The 16,099-nt window shown below is 72.6% G+C and carries 15 protein-coding genes and 1 riboswitch; of the genes, 11 read left to right on the top strand and 4 right to left on the bottom strand.

Annotated elements, in window-relative coordinates; translation table 11 throughout:
• Nucleotides 1-8: 8 nt before the first annotated feature.
• The 4 genes from BG482_RS28570 to BG482_RS28555 all read left to right on the top strand — a co-directional run bounded on the left by BG482_RS28570 (nt 9) and on the right by BG482_RS28555 (nt 5,430).
• Nucleotides 9-1,472, top strand: coding sequence for an HAD-IA family hydrolase (locus BG482_RS28570; protein WP_069772040.1), 1,464 nt, complete (start codon nt 9-11; stop codon nt 1,470-1,472).
• 106 nt (nt 1,473-1,578) lie between these two features.
• Nucleotides 1,579-2,688, top strand: coding sequence for an MFS transporter (locus tag BG482_RS28565; protein ID WP_079142247.1), 1,110 nt, complete (start codon nt 1,579-1,581; stop codon nt 2,686-2,688).
• 187 nt (nt 2,689-2,875) lie between these two features.
• Nucleotides 2,876-3,664 carry a carbon-nitrogen hydrolase family protein gene (locus BG482_RS28560; RefSeq protein ID WP_069772038.1) on the top strand — a complete coding sequence of 263 codons (789 nt, stop codon included), beginning with the start codon at nt 2,876-2,878 and terminating at the stop codon, nt 3,662-3,664.
• A gap of 53 nt (nt 3,665-3,717) precedes the next feature.
• Nucleotides 3,718-5,430, top strand: coding sequence for an NAD(P)/FAD-dependent oxidoreductase (locus tag BG482_RS28555; protein ID WP_069772037.1), 1,713 nt, complete (start codon nt 3,718-3,720; stop codon nt 5,428-5,430).
• A gap of 19 nt (nt 5,431-5,449) precedes the next feature.
• Here the strand turns inward: BG482_RS28555 and BG482_RS28550 are convergent, their stop codons facing one another.
• Complete coding sequence (locus tag BG482_RS28550) at nt 5,450-6,172, bottom strand: DUF5995 family protein (protein ID WP_306287006.1); 723 nt, start codon at nt 6,170-6,172, stop codon at nt 5,450-5,452.
• A gap of 108 nt (nt 6,173-6,280) precedes the next feature.
• The gene (locus tag BG482_RS28545; protein ID WP_069772036.1) at nt 6,281-7,660 is read right to left on the bottom strand and encodes a uracil-xanthine permease family protein; all 1,380 of its coding nucleotides are present in this window, start codon (nt 7,658-7,660) and stop codon (nt 6,281-6,283) included.
• Nucleotides 7,661-7,790: 130 nt separating this feature from the next.
• On the opposite strand from BG482_RS28545, the gene BG482_RS28540 reads away from it, so the two are divergent.
• Nucleotides 7,791-8,249 (top strand): thioesterase family protein, encoded by a 459-nt coding sequence (locus BG482_RS28540; protein WP_069772035.1) that lies wholly within the window; start codon nt 7,791-7,793, stop codon nt 8,247-8,249.
• On the opposite strand, the gene BG482_RS28535 is transcribed toward BG482_RS28540, so the two are convergent.
• Entirely contained in the window at nt 8,209-9,429 is a 1,221-nt protein-coding gene (locus BG482_RS28535; protein WP_069772034.1) for an MFS transporter, read from the bottom strand. The two genes, BG482_RS28540 and BG482_RS28535, sit on opposite strands and share 41 nt — an antisense overlap.
• Nucleotides 9,430-9,562: 133 nt before the next feature.
• On the opposite strand from BG482_RS28535, the gene BG482_RS28530 reads away from it, so the two are divergent.
• Nucleotides 9,563-10,879, top strand: a complete 1,317-nt coding sequence (locus BG482_RS28530; RefSeq protein WP_069772033.1) for an ROK family transcriptional regulator — start codon at nt 9,563-9,565, stop codon at nt 10,877-10,879.
• Here the strand turns inward: BG482_RS28530 and BG482_RS28525 are convergent.
• A complete protein-coding gene (locus BG482_RS28525) occupies nt 10,852-11,595 on the bottom strand; it encodes an SDR family oxidoreductase (protein WP_069772032.1) in 744 nt (247 codons plus the stop codon). The genes BG482_RS28530 and BG482_RS28525 overlap by 28 nt on opposite strands.
• 738 nt (nt 11,596-12,333) lie before the next feature.
• Nucleotides 12,334-12,464: riboswitch (FMN riboswitch) on the top strand.
• A 146-nt stretch (nt 12,465-12,610) separates the two neighbouring features.
• Here BG482_RS28525 and BG482_RS28520 point away from each other — a divergent pair.
• The 5 genes from BG482_RS28520 (at nt 12,611) to BG482_RS28500 (ending at nt 16,033) form a co-directional block, all read left to right on the top strand.
• Complete coding sequence (locus BG482_RS28520) at nt 12,611-13,234, top strand: riboflavin synthase (RefSeq protein ID WP_069772031.1); 624 nt, start codon at nt 12,611-12,613, stop codon at nt 13,232-13,234.
• A complete protein-coding gene (gene pnuC, locus BG482_RS28515; protein WP_069772030.1) occupies nt 13,231-13,872 on the top strand; it encodes a nicotinamide riboside transporter PnuC in 642 nt (213 codons plus the stop codon). Before BG482_RS28520 ends, pnuC begins: the two co-directional genes overlap by 4 nt.
• Nucleotides 13,869-15,158: a bifunctional 3,4-dihydroxy-2-butanone-4-phosphate synthase/GTP cyclohydrolase II gene (locus tag BG482_RS28510; protein WP_069772029.1), complete on the top strand. Its 1,290-nt coding sequence runs from the start codon at nt 13,869-13,871 to the stop codon at nt 15,156-15,158. The genes pnuC and BG482_RS28510 overlap by 4 nt, the downstream gene beginning before the upstream one ends.
• Nucleotides 15,159-15,241: 83 nt before the next feature.
• Nucleotides 15,242-15,727, top strand: coding sequence for a 6,7-dimethyl-8-ribityllumazine synthase (gene ribH, locus BG482_RS28505; RefSeq protein ID WP_020138141.1), 486 nt, complete (start codon nt 15,242-15,244; stop codon nt 15,725-15,727).
• 33 nt (nt 15,728-15,760) lie between these two features.
• Complete coding sequence (locus BG482_RS28500; RefSeq protein ID WP_018534786.1) at nt 15,761-16,033, top strand: phosphoribosyl-ATP diphosphatase; 273 nt, start codon at nt 15,761-15,763, stop codon at nt 16,031-16,033.
• The last annotated feature ends 66 nt before the right edge of the window (nt 16,034-16,099 follow it).

The following is a 16,099-nucleotide window of genomic DNA, read 5'->3' as shown; positions in this document are numbered from 1 at the left end:
AGGCAACCGTGACGCAACTCCCCCTTCAGGCCGTCCTGTTCGACATGGACGGCACGCTCGTCGACACCGAGCGGCTGTGGTGGGAGGCGGTGGAGGAGGCGGCCGGCCGACCCCTGACCGAGGCGGACCGGCCGGAGGTGCTCGGCCGTCCCGTCGAGCACACCGCGCACTGGCTGGCCGCCGCCACCGGCCGCCCCGCCCCGGAGCTCGCCGATGCGCTGCACCGGGACTTCGCGGACCGTGTCCGCACCGGGATCGTGCCGCGCCCCGGCGCGCTCGCCCTGCTCGACGCCCTGGCCCGGGAGCGTGTGCCGACGGCGCTGGTGACCGCGTCGCCCCGGGCGGTCGCCGACACCGTGCTCGACGCGCTCGGCGCGAGCCGCTTCGCCGTCACCGTCACCGCCGACGACACCGAGCACACCAAGCCCGCCCCCGACCCCTACCTCGCCGCCTGCCGGGCCCTCGGCGTCGACCCGGCGGCCTGTGTGGCCGTCGAGGACACCGAGACCGGGGTGTCCTCCGCCGAGGCCGCCGGGTGCACGGTGCTCGCGGTGCCGTCGCTCGCGCCGATCGGAACGGCGCCCGGCCGGACCGTGGTGGCCGGCCTGGACCGGGTCACCCCGCAGCGGCTGCGCTCCCTGATGCCGCACCGGCTCCGCGTCATGAGCTGGAACCTCTGGCACGGCGGCACCGAGGTCCGCGACCACCGGGCCAAACAGCTCAAGATCCTCACCGAGACCGACGTGGACGTGGTCGGCCTCCAGGAGACGTACGGCGTCGCGGCCGAGGAGCTCGCCGAGGCCCTCGGCTGGCACCACCACCGGGCCGGGGACAACCTCGGGATCATCAGCCGCCACCCGATCACGGCCGCCCTCGGCGACCCCGGCGTGGGCTTCTACGGCGCGGCCGGCGTCCGGATCGAGGTGGGCGGACACGAGGTCGACGTGTGGACGGCCCACCTGGACTGCGCGCCGTACGGGCCCTACGAGTCCGCCTTCGACGGGCTCACCGCGGACGCCCTGATCGCCCACGAGGGGGTGCGGCTCGCCCGGCTGCGGGACGCCCTGCGGCGGATCGGAGCGGCGCCGGGCGTGCCGGTCGTCCTCGTCGGCGACTTCAACAGCCCCTCCCACCTGGACCGGCCGGACGTCGCGTGGCCGGTGACGCGGGCCGCCGAGGAGGCCGGCTTCGCCGACTCCTATCGCGAGGCGCACCCCGATCCCGTACGCGAGCCCGGGCACACCTGGTCGCCGGTCCACACCGAGCACGAGGACGGCAGCGGGCGCCCCGAACCGCAGGACCGGATCGACTTCGTGCTCCACCGGGGCCTCAGGGTGCTCGACTCCCGCACCCATGTCACCGGCCGCCCCCGGCCCTGGCCGGACGTCGAGGACAACGAGTGGCCCTCCGACCACGCGGCGGTGATCACCACCTTCGCGCTGGCCGGGAAACCGGTGGGCGGCGGGGCCTGACCCGGCTACCATCGGTGCCATGACCTGGCGACATTGATCCTCGACCGGCTCCGGCGTCCGTCGACTGACCGCCGCGCTCTACGCGTACGCGTTCCTCGACGAGTTCGTGCTGCTCTACCCGGTGTACGTGCTGCTGTTCGCGGACAGCGGGCTGTCCGTCGCACGGATCTCCTCCCTCTTCGTCCTGTGGTCGCTGACCGGCGTCCTGCTGGAGGTTCCCTCCGGGGCCTGGGCCGACGCCGTGTCCCGGCGGATGCTGCTGTGGATCGGCCCCCTGCTGGGCGCGGCCGGCTTCGCCCTGTGGGTGCTGTTCCCGTCGTACTGGGCCTTCGCGGCCGGATTCGTCCTGTGGGGGGCGCGCGGCGCGCTGGGTTCCGGTGCGCTGGAGGCGCTGGTCTACGAGGAGCTGGAACGGGCCGGCGCCGCGGACCGGTACGCCCGGGTGATGGGCCGCGCCCATGCGCTGGGCCAGGCGGCCGTGATGGCGGCTACGGCACTGGCCGGGCCGGTGCTCTCGGCGGGCGGCTACCGGGCCGTCGGCGCGGCCAGCGTGCTGGCGAGCCTGCTCTGCGCCGCGGCCGCGACCCGCTTCCCCGAGCACCGCGCCCCGGCCGCCCCGTCCGAGGACGGCTGGGCCGCCACCCTGCGCACCGGGTTCGCCGACGTCCGCCGGGACCGTTCGGTCCTCGGCGCCCTGCTGCTCGTGCCGGCCGTCACCGCGGTGTGGGGCGCCCTCGACGAGTACACCCCGCTGCTGGTCGGGGAGACCGGCGTCCCCGACGCCGACGTCCCCTACCTCCTCGTGCTGATCTGGGCCGGCGTCACGGCCGGCAGCCTGCTGTCCGGCGCGGCGGAACGGCTGGGCCGCGCCGGACTCGCGGCGCTCCTCACGGGCGCGGCGCTCGCCCTGGCGGCCGGCGCCCTCATGGGAAGACCCGCGGGAATCGCCCTCGTCGCCCTCGCCTTCGGCGGCTTCCAGCTCGCGACGGTCCTGGCGGACGTCCGGCTCCAGCGCCGCATCGAGGGCGCCGGCCGGGCCACCCTGACCTCGGTCGCGGGCCTGGGCACCGAGCTGGTGACCATCGCGGTGTACGGCGCGTACGGGCTCCTCGGGTCGGCCTTCGGGCACGGCGCCGCGTTCGCCCTGTGCGCGGTGCCGTACCTGACGACGGCCCTGGCCGTGGCCCTGGCGGCGGCCCGGGGGAGGAAGCGGTGAGCACGCGCCACGCAACGAATCGCCGTCGCGCCCCCCGTGCACGCAACGATCCGCTCACCGGTGCGCAACGGCTGCTTCTTGTCCGGCCCGCGCGGCCGACCGTACCGTCTATCTGGCCCCCGCAACGCCTCCACAGAGGCCTCCGGCGACGGCCGCCCGCCCCCCTCGTACCCGGTGAGGATCACGCATGCGCACCGCCCTGCTCCAGAGCTCCGGCCGTCCCGGATCCGTCGTCGAGAACCTCAAGGTGCTCGACGAGGCCGCGGAGCGGGCCGCCGCCGCGGGCGCCGCGCTGCTGGTGGCGCCGGAGCTGTTCCTCACGGGGTACGCGATCGGCGACGACATCGCCCGGCTCGCCGAGCCCGCCGACGGCGACTCCGCGGACGCGATCGCCGAGCTCGCCACGCGACACGGGGTCGCGATCGCCTACGGCTACCCCGAGCGGGACGGCGAGACGGTCCTCAACTCCGCGCAGCTGATCTCCGCCGAGGGCGTCCGGCTCGCGAACTACCGCAAGACCCACCTCTTCGGCTGCTTCGAGCGGGACCACTTCCGCCCGGGCGGGCAGCCGGTGGTCCAGGCCGAGCTGAACGGTCTCACCGTCGGCCTGATGATCTGCTACGACGTCGAGTTCCCGGAGAACGTCCGCGCCCACGCCCTGGCCGGCACCGACCTGCTCGTCGTGCCGACCGCGCAGATGCACCCCTTCCAGTTCGTGGCCGAGTCGATGATCCCGGTGCGCGCCTTCGAGAACCAGATGTACGTCGCCTACGTGAACCGGGCCGGGCGGGAGGGGGAGTTCGAGTTCGTCGGACTGTCCGCTCTGGCGGGGCCCGACGGGGTGGTCCGGGCCCGCGCAGGACGGGACGAGGAACTGGTGTTCGCCGACGTCGACCCCGTCGCCCTCGCGGCGTCCCGAGCGGCCAACCCGTATCTGCACGACCGCCGCCCCGGCCTGTACGGGTCCCTGGTCTGAAGCCCCGTCGTCCTTCGAGTCCGTTCGTCTTCGCCGCAAGGAGTCCGCACCCCATGACGTCCACCGTGCCCAACGCCGTCGAGCACGCAGACGAGCAGCAGCCGCCGATCACCATGTTCGGCCCGGACTTCCCGTACGCGTACGACGACTTCCTCGCCCATCCGGCGGGCCTCGGCCAGATCCCCGCGACCGAGCACGGCGCCGAGGTCGCCGTCATCGGCGGCGGACTGTCGGGCATCGTGGCCGCCTACGAGCTGATGAAGATGGGCCTCAAGCCGGTCGTCTACGAGGCCGACAGGATCGGCGGGCGGCTGCGCACCGTGGGCTTCGACGGCTGCGACCCCTCCCTCATCGCCGAGATGGGCGCGATGCGCTTCCCGCCGTCCTCCACGGCGCTGCAGCACTACATCGACCTGGTGGGCCTGCGGACCGAGCCGTTCCCCAACCCCCTCGCCGAGGCGACGCCTTCGACGGTCGTCGACCTCAAGGGCGAGTCCCACTACGCCGAGACGGTCGACGACCTTCCGCAGGTCTACCGCGATGTCGCGGCCGCCTGGAACAAGTGCCTGGAGGAGGGGGCGGACTTCTCCGACATGAACCAGGCCATGCGCGAGCGCGATGTGCCGCGCATCCGGGAGATCTGGGCGAAGCTCGTCGAGAAGCTCGACAACCAGACCTTCTACGGCTTCCTCTGCGACTCCGAGGCGTTCCGGTCCTTCCGCCACCGCGAGATCTTCGGCCAGGTCGGTTTCGGCACGGGCGGCTGGGACACCGACTTCCCGAACTCCATCCTGGAGATCCTGCGGGTCGTCTACACGGAGGCCGACGACCACCACCGCGGGATCGTGGGCGGCAGCCAGCAGCTTCCGCTGCGGCTCTGGGAGCGCGAGCCGCAGAAGATCGTCCACTGGGCGTACGGCACCTCGCTGGCGAGCCTGCACGAGGGCGGCGAGCCGCGCCCGGCCGTGACCCGGCTGCACCGCACCGCCGGCAACCGGATCACGGTGACGGACGCGGCCGGTGACATCCGCACCTACCGGGCGGCGATCTTCACCGCCCAGTCCTGGATGCTGCTGTCGAAGATCGCCTGTGACGACTCGCTCTTCCCGATCGACCACTGGACCGCCATCGAGCGCACGCACTACATGGAGTCCTCGAAGCTGTTCGTGCCGGTGGACCGGCCCTTCTGGCGGGACAAGGCCGTCGACGACCAGGGAAACCCGACCGGCCGGGACGTCATGTCGATGACGCTCACCGACCGCATGACGCGCGGGACGTACCTGCTCGACGACGGCCCCGACAAGCCCGCCGTCATCTGCCTGTCCTACACCTGGTGCGACGACAGCCTGAAGTGGCTGCCGCTGTCGGCGAACGAGCGGATGGAGGTCATGCTGAAGTCGCTCGGCGAGATCTATCCGAACGTCGACATCAGGAAGCACGTCATCGGCAACCCGGTGACGGTCTCCTGGGAGAACGAGCCCTACTTCATGGGGGCGTTCAAGGCGAACCTGCCCGGCCACTACCGCTACCAGCGCCGCCTGTTCACGCACTTCATGCAGGACCGTCTGCCCGAGGACAAGCGGGGCATCTTCCTGGCCGGCGACGACATCTCCTGGACGGCCGGCTGGGCCGAGGGCGCGGTCCAGACCGCGCTGAACGCGGTCTGGGGCGTGATGCACCACTTCGGCGGGTCGACCGACGCGACCAACCCCGGTCCCGGCGACGTGTACGACGAGATCGCTCCCGTGGAGCTGCCGGAGGACTGAGGTCCCCTTTCCCGAAACCTCAGAGCGGGGTGAGCATCATCCGTCCCGCGAAGCCGACGGCCGTGTCGAGCCGCTCGGTGAACTCCTGGGCCACGTCCGGGAGCCGGCGCAGCGCCCACAGGGCCCGGGCCGCCGTCCAGGTGGCGTCCCGGGCGCGCTCCAGGCTCCAGGAGCCGAGCAGGTGGGTGAGGGGATCGGCGATCTGCAACAGGTCCGGGCCCGGCATCAGGTCCTCGCGGACGCGCTCCTCCAGCGAGACGAGGAGATCGCCCACCCGGTCGAACTCGTCCTCCAGCTCGGCCGGTTCGCAGCCGAGGCTGTGACAGGCGTCCACGACGGCGAGCGCGAGGTCGTGCCCGATGTGCGCGTTGACGCCCGCGAGCGCGAACTGCAGCGGCCGTACGCCGGGATGGCGGCGGAACTGCAGCAGCGGACGCCAGCAGGCGGGTGCGCGCCGGTCCGACGTCACCGGGTCGACGGCGTCCAGGTAGCGCTGCGCGAACCGTACGTCCAGCGTGATCGCGGCGCGCGGGTCGGGGAACCGGCCCCTGTCGATGCGCCGGGCCACCTCCTGGGTCACCGCCAGGTAGACGCGGTTGAAGACCGCGACCCCGTCGTGGGCGGGCAGGGTCGCGTCGAGGGCGCGCATCCGGGCGAGCACGTCGTCGACGTTCGCGCCGGGCGGGCCCGCCGTGTCGGCGTCCGGCTCGACGGGCGCGGTGAACTGTTCGCATTGCGGCATGGGGGCAGGGTCGCAGCCCTGGGCGGCCCCGCGGGTCGGCGAGCCCGGCGCTTCCCCGGAACGGGGGAACGAGCCCGCAGTGCCGGGCGGGTTCGGCCCGCCGTGCGCCTATGCGCCCGCGTCGTCGTAGCTGCTGGTGCCCTCGTCCAGCAGCGGCCGCGGCGTCGTGAGATGGGCGGGCGCGAACGCGCGCAGCGCGTGGTAGCCGGTGATGACGACGACGGTGCCGAGCGCGATGCCGCTCAGCGAGAACGTGTCGGTGAACTTCATCGTCACGTTGCCGACGCCGATGATGATGCCCGCCGCGGCCGGCACCAGGTTCAGCGGGTTGCGCAGGTCGACGCCGGCGTTGAGCCAGATCTGCGCGCCGAGCAGGCCGATCATGCCGTACAGGATGACGGTGATCCCGCCGAGGACGCCGCCGGGGATCGCGGCGACGATCGCGCCGAACTTCGGGCACAGGCCGAACAGGAGGGCGAAGCCTGCGGCGGCCCAGTAGGCGGCCGTCGAGTAGACGCGGGTCGCGGCCATCACGCCGATGTTCTCGGAGTAGGTCGTGTTGGGCGGGCCGCCCAGGGCGGTGGACAGCATCGAGCCGACGCCGTCGGCGGAGATCGCCGTGCCGAGCCGGTCGTCCAGGTTCTCGCCGGTCATCTCGCCGACCGCCTTGACGTGCCCGGCGTTCTCCGCGACCAGCGCGATGACGACCGGCAGGGCCACCAGAACCGCCGACCAGTCGAAGGACGGGCCGTGGAAGGACGGCAGGCCGATCCAGTCGGCGTGACCGACACCGGACAGGTCGAGCCGCCAGTGGTCGGTGACCCTGCCGCTCGCGTCGGCGGAGTGGATGCGGCCGAAGATCCGGTCGAAGGCCCAGGAGACGGCATAGCCGAGCACGAGCCCGAGGAAGATGGCGATGCGCGACCAGAACCCGCGCAGACAGACCACGGCCGCGGCGGTGAACGCCATCACCAGCAGCGCGGTCCACTGGTCCTGCGGCCAGTAGGTCGAGGCGGTGACCGGGGCGAGGTTGAAGCCGATCAGCATCACCACGGCGCCCGTCACGATCGGCGGCATCGCGGCGTGGATGATCCGCGCCCCGAACCGCTGCACGGCCAGCCCGGCGGCGAACAGCGCGGCCCCGACGACGAAGACGGCTCCGGTGACCGTGGCGCTCGTCCCGCCCTGTGCCCGGATGACCGCCGCCACGCCCACGAAGGACAGCGAGCACCCGAGATAGCTGGGCACCCGGCCGCGGGTCGCGAGCAGGAAGACGACGGTCGCGACGCCGGACATCATGATGGCGAGGTTGGGGTCCAGTCCCATGAGGACCGGCGCCACGAAACTCGCCCCGAACATGGCCACCACGTGCTGGGCGCCCAGGCCGAACGTACGCGGCCAGGACAGCCGTTCGTCGGGGCGGACCACCGCGCCGGGCGCTGGGGTACGTCCGTCGCCGTGCAGTTTCCAGCGGACGCCGAGATCCATGGTCGGGGGTTCGCTTTCATGAGGGAGTGGCTGTCGCGCTCATCCTCCCGTGCGACGGGAGGGTGAGCGACCGCTTAGGGGCGGCTTAGGATAATGGTCGTTGCCTCATACATGCACAGGAGAGTCCGTCGTGACCGCCGAAGCCCCGCCCGCCCCCGCTGTGACGTACGGCCGGCTCGTCCCCGTCACCGTCCACTTCGACGACCTGGACGCGCTCGGACTGCTGCACAACGCCCGCTACCCGCTGATGGTCGAACGCGCCTGGACCGAGCTGTGGCAGGAGTACGGCGTCCGCTTCGAGGGCGACTGGGCCACGGCGGGCGACGCCTGCAACGCCGTCAAGGAACTGCGCGTCAGCTACGAGGCCCCGGTCACCAAGCCGGGCGCCTACGCCGTGCACCTGTGGCTGGAGCGGCTCGGCACCACCGGGCTGACGTACGGCTTCCGGTTCTGCTCGACGGACGGGACGCTGACCTACGCGCGCGGCGAACGGGTCCTCGTCCGGCTGGACCCGGCGACCATGCGCCCCGCGCCGTGGAGCGAGACCCTCAGGACCGGGGGCCGGGCACTGCTGCGGCCCGCGGACTGACCTTCGCGCCCGTGCGCTCGCCGCCGCGCAGCACACCGGCGAAGGCCACCAGCCCGCACGCGAGCACCGTCACGACGACGAACGACACCATCAGGCTCGTCGCCTGCGCCACTCCGCCGATCAGGCTGGGGGCGATCAGTCCGGAGGTGTACGTGATGGTCGCGACGCCGGCGATGGCCTGGCTGGGGTTGGGCCCGCTGTGCCCGGCCGCGGCGAAGCACAGCGGTACGACGACCGCGATGCCGAGCCCCATCAGCCCGAAACCGCCGATCGCCACCGCCGGATGACCCGCGACGACGATCAGCAGACCGCCCAGGGCGGCCAGGACGCCCCCGGCGCGCACGGTGCGCACCGCACCGAACCGGTTCACCACCGCGTCCCCCGCGATCCGGGCCACCGCCATGGTGAACATGAAGCCGGTCGTGCAGGCCGCCGCGACCCCGGCCGAGGAGGCGAGCCGGTCGCGCAGGTACACCGCCGACCAGTCCAGGCTCGCGCCCTCGGCGAACACCGCGCAGAACCCGACGGCGCCGATCAGCAGGGCCGAGCGGGGCGGCAGCGCGAACCGCGGCGGCGGCTCCTCGTCCTCGGTGGGCCTGATGTCCAGCACCCATCGGCAGGCGACGAGTCCGAGGACGGTGAGGACGGCCGCAGCGAGCGCGTGATGCAGCCGTGCGTCCGAGCCGAGGTGCGCGGCGAGCGTCCCGCCCGCCGAGCCGACCAGGGCGCCCGCGCTCCACATGCCGTGCAGGCCCGACATGATCGACCTGTCGAGTCGCCGTTCCACCTCGACGCCGAGAGCGTTCATCGCGACGTCCGCGGTGCCCGCGGCGGCCCCGTACGTGAACATCGCCAGGCACAGGAGCGGCAGATTCGGCGCGAGGGCGGGCAGGGTCAGCGACAGCGTCCACAGCGCGAGCAGGCCGCGCAGCGCGGGCCGGCTGCCGAAGCGATGGGTGATCGAGCCGGCCAGCGGCATGGCGCAGGCCGCGCCGAACGCGGTGAAGGCCAGGGCGAACCCGAGCTGCCCGGTGGAGACGCCGGCGTGATCCTGGATCCACGGCACCCGGGTGGCGAACGAACCGGTGACCGCGCCGTGGACGGTGAACACGGCCGCCACGGCGTACCGGGCCCGCCGCACCTGCGCCGGGGTGTGGACCACGTCGCCCGCTCCGCTCATTCCTCGCCCTTTCCGGGTCCGCGTCGCCTCGTCGCGATGCCGACGTAAACTATCAGGAACCCTGCCTGATAAATAGAGGGGCCGGTCACGACGCATCGACCGAGTCCCCCTCGGCCGTGGGAGGATTCCCGCCATGCCCGCATCCCCGAGCACCGCCCGGGTCATCAACGACCGGCTCGCCCTGCGGCTGCTGCAACGCGAAGGCCCGTTGACGGCAGGGCAGTTGAAACAGCTCACCGGTCTGTCCCGGCCCACGGTCGCCGACCTCGTCGAACGCCTCACCGCCTCCGGACTGATCGAGGTCGCGGGGGAGACGGGCGAGCAGCGACGCGGACCGAACGCGAAGCTCTACGACATCGTCGCGGGCCGCGCCCATCTGGCCGCCCTGGACGTGCGTACCGAGGGGGTCGCGGTGCTCGTCTCCGACCTCGTCGGCCGGGTGCTCGCCGAGGGGTCCGTGCCGATCGGCGACGACACCGGCACGGGGACGGCCGTCGAGCGGGCGGTCACCCTGGTCGAACGGGCGGCGAAGGAGGCCGGGGCCGACCCGCTGCACACCCTGGGCATCGGCGCGCCCGGCCTGATCGACCCGGTCAGCGGCGAACTGCGCGACTCCAGCGGGCTGCCCGAATGGCACCGACGTCTGGTGGCCGCCCTGCAGGAACGGTTCCCGGACGCCCGCGCACACGTCGAGAACGAGACCAACCTCGCAGCCCTCGCGGAGCAGCACGAGGGCTGCGCCCGCGATCGCGACACCTTCGTCCTGCTCTGGCTCGGCCACGGCATCGGCGCGGCCGTCGTGCTGGACGGCGGCCTGCGCCGGGGAGCCTCCGGCGGCACGGGCGAGATCGGCTTCCTCCCGGTGCCCGGCACCGACGGCCTGCCCTCGGCCACGGGCTGCGAGGGCGGGTTCCACTCCCTGGCCGGCTCGGCGGCGATCACCGCCCTGGCCGCGGAGCACGGCCTGACGGCACGGGCCCGGGCCGGCGAACCGGTGGCGGCGGAGCTGGTGCGCCAGGCGGTGGACGCGGTCCGCACCACCGACGCCGACCGCCCTCTGCCGGACGACTCGACCGACCGTCTGCGGGACGCCCCCGCCGACCGGCTCCCGGGCGCCCCCGCCGACCGGTTCCTCGACGCCCTCGCCGACCGGCTGGCCCTCGGGGTCGCGTCCGTCGTCGCCGTCCTCGACCCCGGCTGTGTGGTCCTCGGCGGTGAGGTCGGCCGGGCGGGCGGCGACGAGTTGGCGCTCCGGGTGGCACGGCGGCTGCGCCTGATGGCTCCCCTGCCCACGGAGGTGCGCCCCAGCGCCCTGGGCGGCGGCGCGGTCCTGCGCGGGGCGCTGCTCACGGCCCGCGAGTCCGCGCAGGACGAACTGTTCGGCAGCGACGAGCGGGAGGCCCCCGGCCTGCCGGGTGCGGGTCAGCGACGGATGCGTGTCGCCAGGTAGTCCTCGAACGTGCCCTTGCCGACGGCCTGTTCCGGGGCGAGATGGCCGCCCGAGCGGAAGCCCCGGTAGGCCGCGCCGAACAGGGGCACGTTCAGCACGGCGCACCGCCGGCCGCTCGCCTCCAGGAACGCGCGGGCCAGCGACTCCGCGGTGCGCACCTCGGGGCCGCCCATGTCCTCGGCCCGTCCGGAGGGCGCGCCGACCGCCAGTTCCGCGAGCCGGTCGGCGACCTCGGCCACCTCCACCGGCTGGTCGCTCACCCCGGCGGGCAGCAGCAGGACCGGCACCCTGGCCAGCGCCTGGAACGCCTGGACCAGCAGGTCGTGGAACTGCGTGGCGCGCAGCACCGTCCAGCCCAGCCCCGACTCCTCCACCAGCTTCTCCACGGCGAGCTTCGCCCGGTAGTAGCCGTACGGCACCCGGTCCACCCCGACGATCGAGATGTAGACCAGATGCCGCACCCCGGCCCGGCGCGCCGCGGCGATCAGATGCCCGGCCGCCCGCTCGTCACCGCCGCGCGGCGAGCTCGCGCAGTGCACGACGGTGTCCACGCCCGTGACGGCCGCGTCCAGCGCAGTCCCGCCCTCGCGCAGGTCGACGGCGTACGGCGGGGTGTGCCGGCTCAGTACCCGCACCTCGTGTCCTTCGGCCCGCAGCCGCTCGGTGACGAGTCGGCCGAGGGTTCCGGTGCCGCCGGTCACCAGGATCGTGGTCATCGTTCGGTCCCTTCGGTTGCCGGACGCTCCCGGTCGGAGCGCCCTTCGCAGCTGGGACCGAGCGGCGCCCCGGAATGTGACAGCCGCCGCTGTGCCCGGCCCAGTCGCCGTTCCACGAAGGCCAGCTTGTCCGGATTCATCACCGCGTGCACGCCCGAGATCTCCCCGTCGGGGAGACCACCTCACGCTGCTCCGCCGACTCCAGAGGGCCGAGCGTGGCGTCGGAGGTGACGACCGGCTCGGGCAGCCAGGTGCCGACGTACGACCCGCGGCGCGCCCGCGCCGACGTGAGCCGGTTCAGGCAGAGGCCGGCGGCGGTCCTGGCCGGCCAGGACCGCCGGGTACGCGATCCCCGCGCGGTCGGCGCCGCTGAACCGCAGACAGGCGTCCTGGACCGGCGTCCTGCGCCTCGTGGGCCGAGCCGAGCATGCGATGGGCCAACCCGAACAGACGGGGGCGACGGGCCTCGAACTCGGCGGCCCTCGCGGTCGTCATGGCGTCACCCCGCCAGAGCCGCGCGATCGGCCGGACGAGGGGACCCGGCGGCGGGCAAGGGCCGTCGTCACCGCCGCCGGGTCGCAGGCCTCGACCCTAGAAAGGACTAGACCAGTGCGTCAATAGGTATGGACCAGTAAGGGTTACGGGCATGCGTGCTGTCGCGACGCTCTGTGAGCCACCCCACACACTTCACCTGTATGGACCCCGATCGGGCGTGGCACACTGGCCCTGTACCTAAAGCAGCGCACTCCGGGGTCGGTGAAAGTCCGAACCGGCGGTTACAGTCCGCGACCCGGCCGCTTCCAGCGGCCGGTTGACCAGGTGAAATTCCTGGACCGACGGTTAAAGTCCGGATGGGAGGCAGTGCGCGGCGGGCGGGCATTCGTGCGCGCCGCCGTATACGTACTCGTCCGTGGACGAGTCTGTCCGGCGTCGCCCCCGGTGCTCTCGCCCGTACCTGCTGTCGTCATCGACAGGCCCCGGAGTCCGTGCCCGAAGAGGCAGGAGGACCCGGGAAGTGTTCACCGGAATCGTCGAAGAGCTGGGTGAGGTCACCGCCGTCGAGAATCTCGGCGACGCCTCCCGCTTCCGGCTCCGCGGCCCCGTCGTGACCGACGGAGCGAAGCACGGCGACTCCATCGCCGTGAACGGGGTCTGTCTCACCGTCGTCGAGAACGAGAACAACGAGTTCACCGCCGACGTCATGGCGGAGACCCTGAACCGTTCCAGCCTCGGCGCCCTCGGCGTCGGCTCCCCGGTCAACCTCGAACGCCCCACCGCCGTCGGCGCGCGCCTCGGCGGGCACATCGTGCAGGGCCATGTCGACGGCACCGGCGCGGTGTTGGAGCGCAAGCCCTCCGAGAACTGGGAGATCATCAAGATCTCCCTGCCCGACGGCCTCGCCCGGTACGTCGTGGAGAAGGGCTCGATCACGGTCGACGGCATCAGCCTGACGGTCGTCGAGGCCGGCCTCGACCACTTCACGGTCAGCCTCATCCCCACCACCCTCGCCCTGACCACGCTCGGACTCAAGCAGCCCGGCGACCCGGTCAACCTCGAGGTGGACATCGTCGCCAAGTACGTGGAGCGACTGCTCGCCACCACGCAGGGCACGGCCGGCACGCGGGGAGCGGCGCTGTGAACTGGCTGAACTCCGAGGCGTTCGTCATGTTCGACCAGCACATCATCTGGTCGGACATGATCGGGAACATCCTCGGCCTGATCACGCTCGCGCTCGGCTGGCGCCGCTCGCTGCTGACCTGGCCGGTGCAGTTCCTCTCCGGCCTCGTCCTCTTCGTCGCCTTCTACGGTCATCTCGCCGGCAGCGCCGGCAAGCAGGTCGTCGTGATGGTGGTCGCCCTGTACGGCTGGTGGCAGTGGAACCGCAGCAAGGGGCGTTCCGCGGACGGGCAGATCACCCCCCGCTTCGCCACCTGGGCCGAGCGTGCGGCCATGGTCGGCGCCGCCGCCCTCGGCACCGTAGCCGTCGCCCTGCTCTTCAAGGCCTACCCGTCGCTGTCCTGGGACCCCTGGCCGGACGCCTACATCTTCGTCGGCACCGTCGTCGCCATGTACGCCCAGGCGCGCGGCATGGTCGAGTTCTGGATCGCCTGGCTCCTCGTGGACGTCGTCGGCGTACCCCTCAACTTCGCCAACGGCTACGCCTTCTCCGGCTTCGTGTACGTCATCTACGGCGCGCTCGTCCTGTGGGGCATGCGCGACTGGTGGCTGCGCTCCCGCAAGGCCTCGCAACCCGCTCTGGAAGGAGCGCCGGCATGAGCACAGCACCGATCCTCTACAGCGCCGAGGGCGTCGAGGACTTCTCCCTCGACCCGGTCGAGCAGGCCATCGCCGACATCGCGGCCGGCCGCCCCGTCGTGGTCGTCGACGACGAGGACCGCGAGAACGAGGGCGATCTCGTGGTCGCCGCCGAGAAGGCCACCCCCGAGATCGTCGCCTTCATGATGAGCGAGTGCCGGGGCCTGATCTGCGCCCCCATGGAGGCCGACGAGCTGGAGCGGCTGAAGCTCCCGCAGATGGTCGAGGACAACACCGAGTCGATGAAGACCGCGTTCACGGTCTCCGTGGACGCGAGCGGCGCCCATGGCGTCACCACCGGCATCTCCGCGGCCGACCGCGCCACCACCCTCCAGCTGCTGGCGAGCGGCCGGTCCCAGGCGGACGACTTCGTCCGGCCCGGGCACGTCTTCCCGCTGCGGGCCAAGCCCGGCGGCGTGCTGACCCGCGACGGCCACACCGAGGCCGCCGTCGACCTCGCCCGCCTCGCGGGCCTGCGGCCGGCCGGCGCGATCGTGGAGATCGCCGGCGAGGACGGCCGGATGCTCCGGCTGCCGGAACTGATCCCCTTCGCCCGCAAGCACGGGCTGACGATCATCTCCATCGAGGACCTCATCGCCTACCGCCGCGGCTCCGAGCCCACCGTGCGGCGCGAGGCCGAGACCCGCCTGCCCACCGTCCACGGCACGTTCACCGCGTACGGCTACCGCTCGGCCGTCGACGGCGTCGAGCACGTCGCCCTCGTCCACGGCGAGATCGGCGAGGGCGAGGACGTCCTGGTCCGCGTCCACTCCGAGTGCCTCACCGGCGACATCTTCGCCTCCCAGCGCTGCGACTGCGGCCCCCAGCTCGACGCGTCCCTGGAGCGCATCCAGAGCGAGGGCCGGGGCGTGGTGGTCTATCTGCGCGGCCACGAGGGCCGGGGCATCGGCCTGCTGTCCAAGCTGCGCGCCTACGAGCTCCAGGAGCAGGGCCACGACACCCTGGACGCCAACCTGGAGCTGGGTCTGCCCGCCGACGCCCGCGACTACGGGGCCGGCGCGCAGATCCTCGACGACCTCGGCGTGCACAGCGTCCGCCTCATGACCAACAACCCCGAGAAGACGCAGGCGCTCGTCCGGCACGGCATCGAGGTCACCCGGCGCGAGCCCATGCCCGTGCAGGCGGGCGAACACAACATCCGCTACCTGCGCACCAAGCGGGACCGGATGGGACACGACCTGCCCTGGCTGGACGCGGTCCCCGTGTCCCCCTGCGGCAACCAGTGACCGGCGATCGGCAAACGACCGCACGCAGACCAGCACGCACGACCAGCACGCACGACCAGTGAGCACGGCACCAGAGGAGAGACGTGAGCGGCAAGGGCGCACCGGAGCTGTCCGTACGCAATGTGGGTGACCTTCGGGTCGCCGTCATCGCGGCGCAGTGGCACGAGAAGGTGATGGACGGTCTGGTCGACGGCGCGCTGCGCGCCCTGCACGACCTCGGCATCGACGAGCCGACCCTGCTGCGGGTCCCCGGCAGCTGGGAGCTCCCGGTCGTCGCCAAGGTGCTGGCCGGCCGCGGGTACGACGCGATCGTCGCCCTCGGCGTCGTCATCCGGGGCGGCACGCCGCACTTCGAGTACGTGTGCCAGGGCGTCGTCCAGGGCCTCACCCAGGTCTCCGTCGAGACCGGCGTGCCCGTCGGCATGGGCGTCCTCACCTGCGACACCGAGGAGCAGGCCCTGGACCGGGCCGGCCTGGAGGGCTCCAACGAGGACAAGGGGCACGAGGCGGTGACGGCGGCGGTGGCGACCGCGGCCACCCTGCGCTCAGTATCCGAACCCTGGCACTGACCCACCCGGTCTTGGAGCTAGGCTGACCTCACCATGTCGAACAAGACTTTCGAGGAGCTCTTCACCGAGCTCCAGCAGAAGGCCGCCACTGGCGACCCCGCCACTTCCCGCACCGCCGAACTGGTCGGGAAGGGCGTCCATGCCATCGGCAAAAAGGTCGTCGAAGAGGCCGCCGAGGTCTGGATGGCAGCCGAGTACGAGGGCAAGGAGGCGGCCGCCGAGGAGATCTCGCAGCTGCTCTACCACGTTCAGGTGATGATGGTCGCCCGCGGAATCTCGCTGGACGACGTCTACGCCCACCTGTAGAAACGCTCCACGGACCCTGCTCCGCACACACCCGCCCACCCGCCCCCGTTCCACGTACCACGCGAA

Source organism: Streptomyces sp. LUP30, from assembly GCF_001746365.1.
GTDB lineage: Bacteria > Actinomycetota > Actinomycetes > Streptomycetales > Streptomycetaceae > Streptomyces.
The sequence above is the reverse complement of the archived record's forward strand: the minus strand, read 5'-3'. Positions and strand labels throughout refer to the sequence as shown.

What these genes read in the sequence shown, in the direction of transcription:
- BG482_RS28530 (WP_069772033.1), top strand. Translation starts at nt 9,563, where the DNA reads ATGCCCGCATCCCCGAGCACCGCCCGGGTCATCAACGACCGGCTCGCC.
- BG482_RS28500 (WP_018534786.1), top strand. Translation starts at nt 15,761, where the DNA reads ATGTCGAACAAGACTTTCGAGGAGCTCTTCACCGAGCTCCAGCAGAAG.
- BG482_RS28560 (WP_069772038.1), top strand. Translation starts at nt 2,876, where the DNA reads ATGCGCACCGCCCTGCTCCAGAGCTCCGGCCGTCCCGGATCCGTCGTC.
- BG482_RS28550 (WP_306287006.1), bottom strand. Translation starts at nt 6,172, where the DNA reads ATGCCGCAATGCGAACAGTTCACCGCGCCCGTCGAGCCGGACGCCGAC.
- BG482_RS28555 (WP_069772037.1), top strand. Translation starts at nt 3,718, where the DNA reads ATGACGTCCACCGTGCCCAACGCCGTCGAGCACGCAGACGAGCAGCAG.
- BG482_RS28545 (WP_069772036.1), bottom strand. Translation starts at nt 7,660, where the DNA reads ATGGATCTCGGCGTCCGCTGGAAACTGCACGGCGACGGACGTACCCCA.
- BG482_RS28525 (WP_069772032.1), bottom strand. Translation starts at nt 11,595, where the DNA reads ATGACCACGATCCTGGTGACCGGCGGCACCGGAACCCTCGGCCGACTC.
- BG482_RS28510 (WP_069772029.1), top strand. Translation starts at nt 13,869, where the DNA reads ATGAGCACAGCACCGATCCTCTACAGCGCCGAGGGCGTCGAGGACTTC.
- BG482_RS28535 (WP_069772034.1), bottom strand. Translation starts at nt 9,429, where the DNA reads ATGAGCGGAGCGGGCGACGTGGTCCACACCCCGGCGCAGGTGCGGCGG.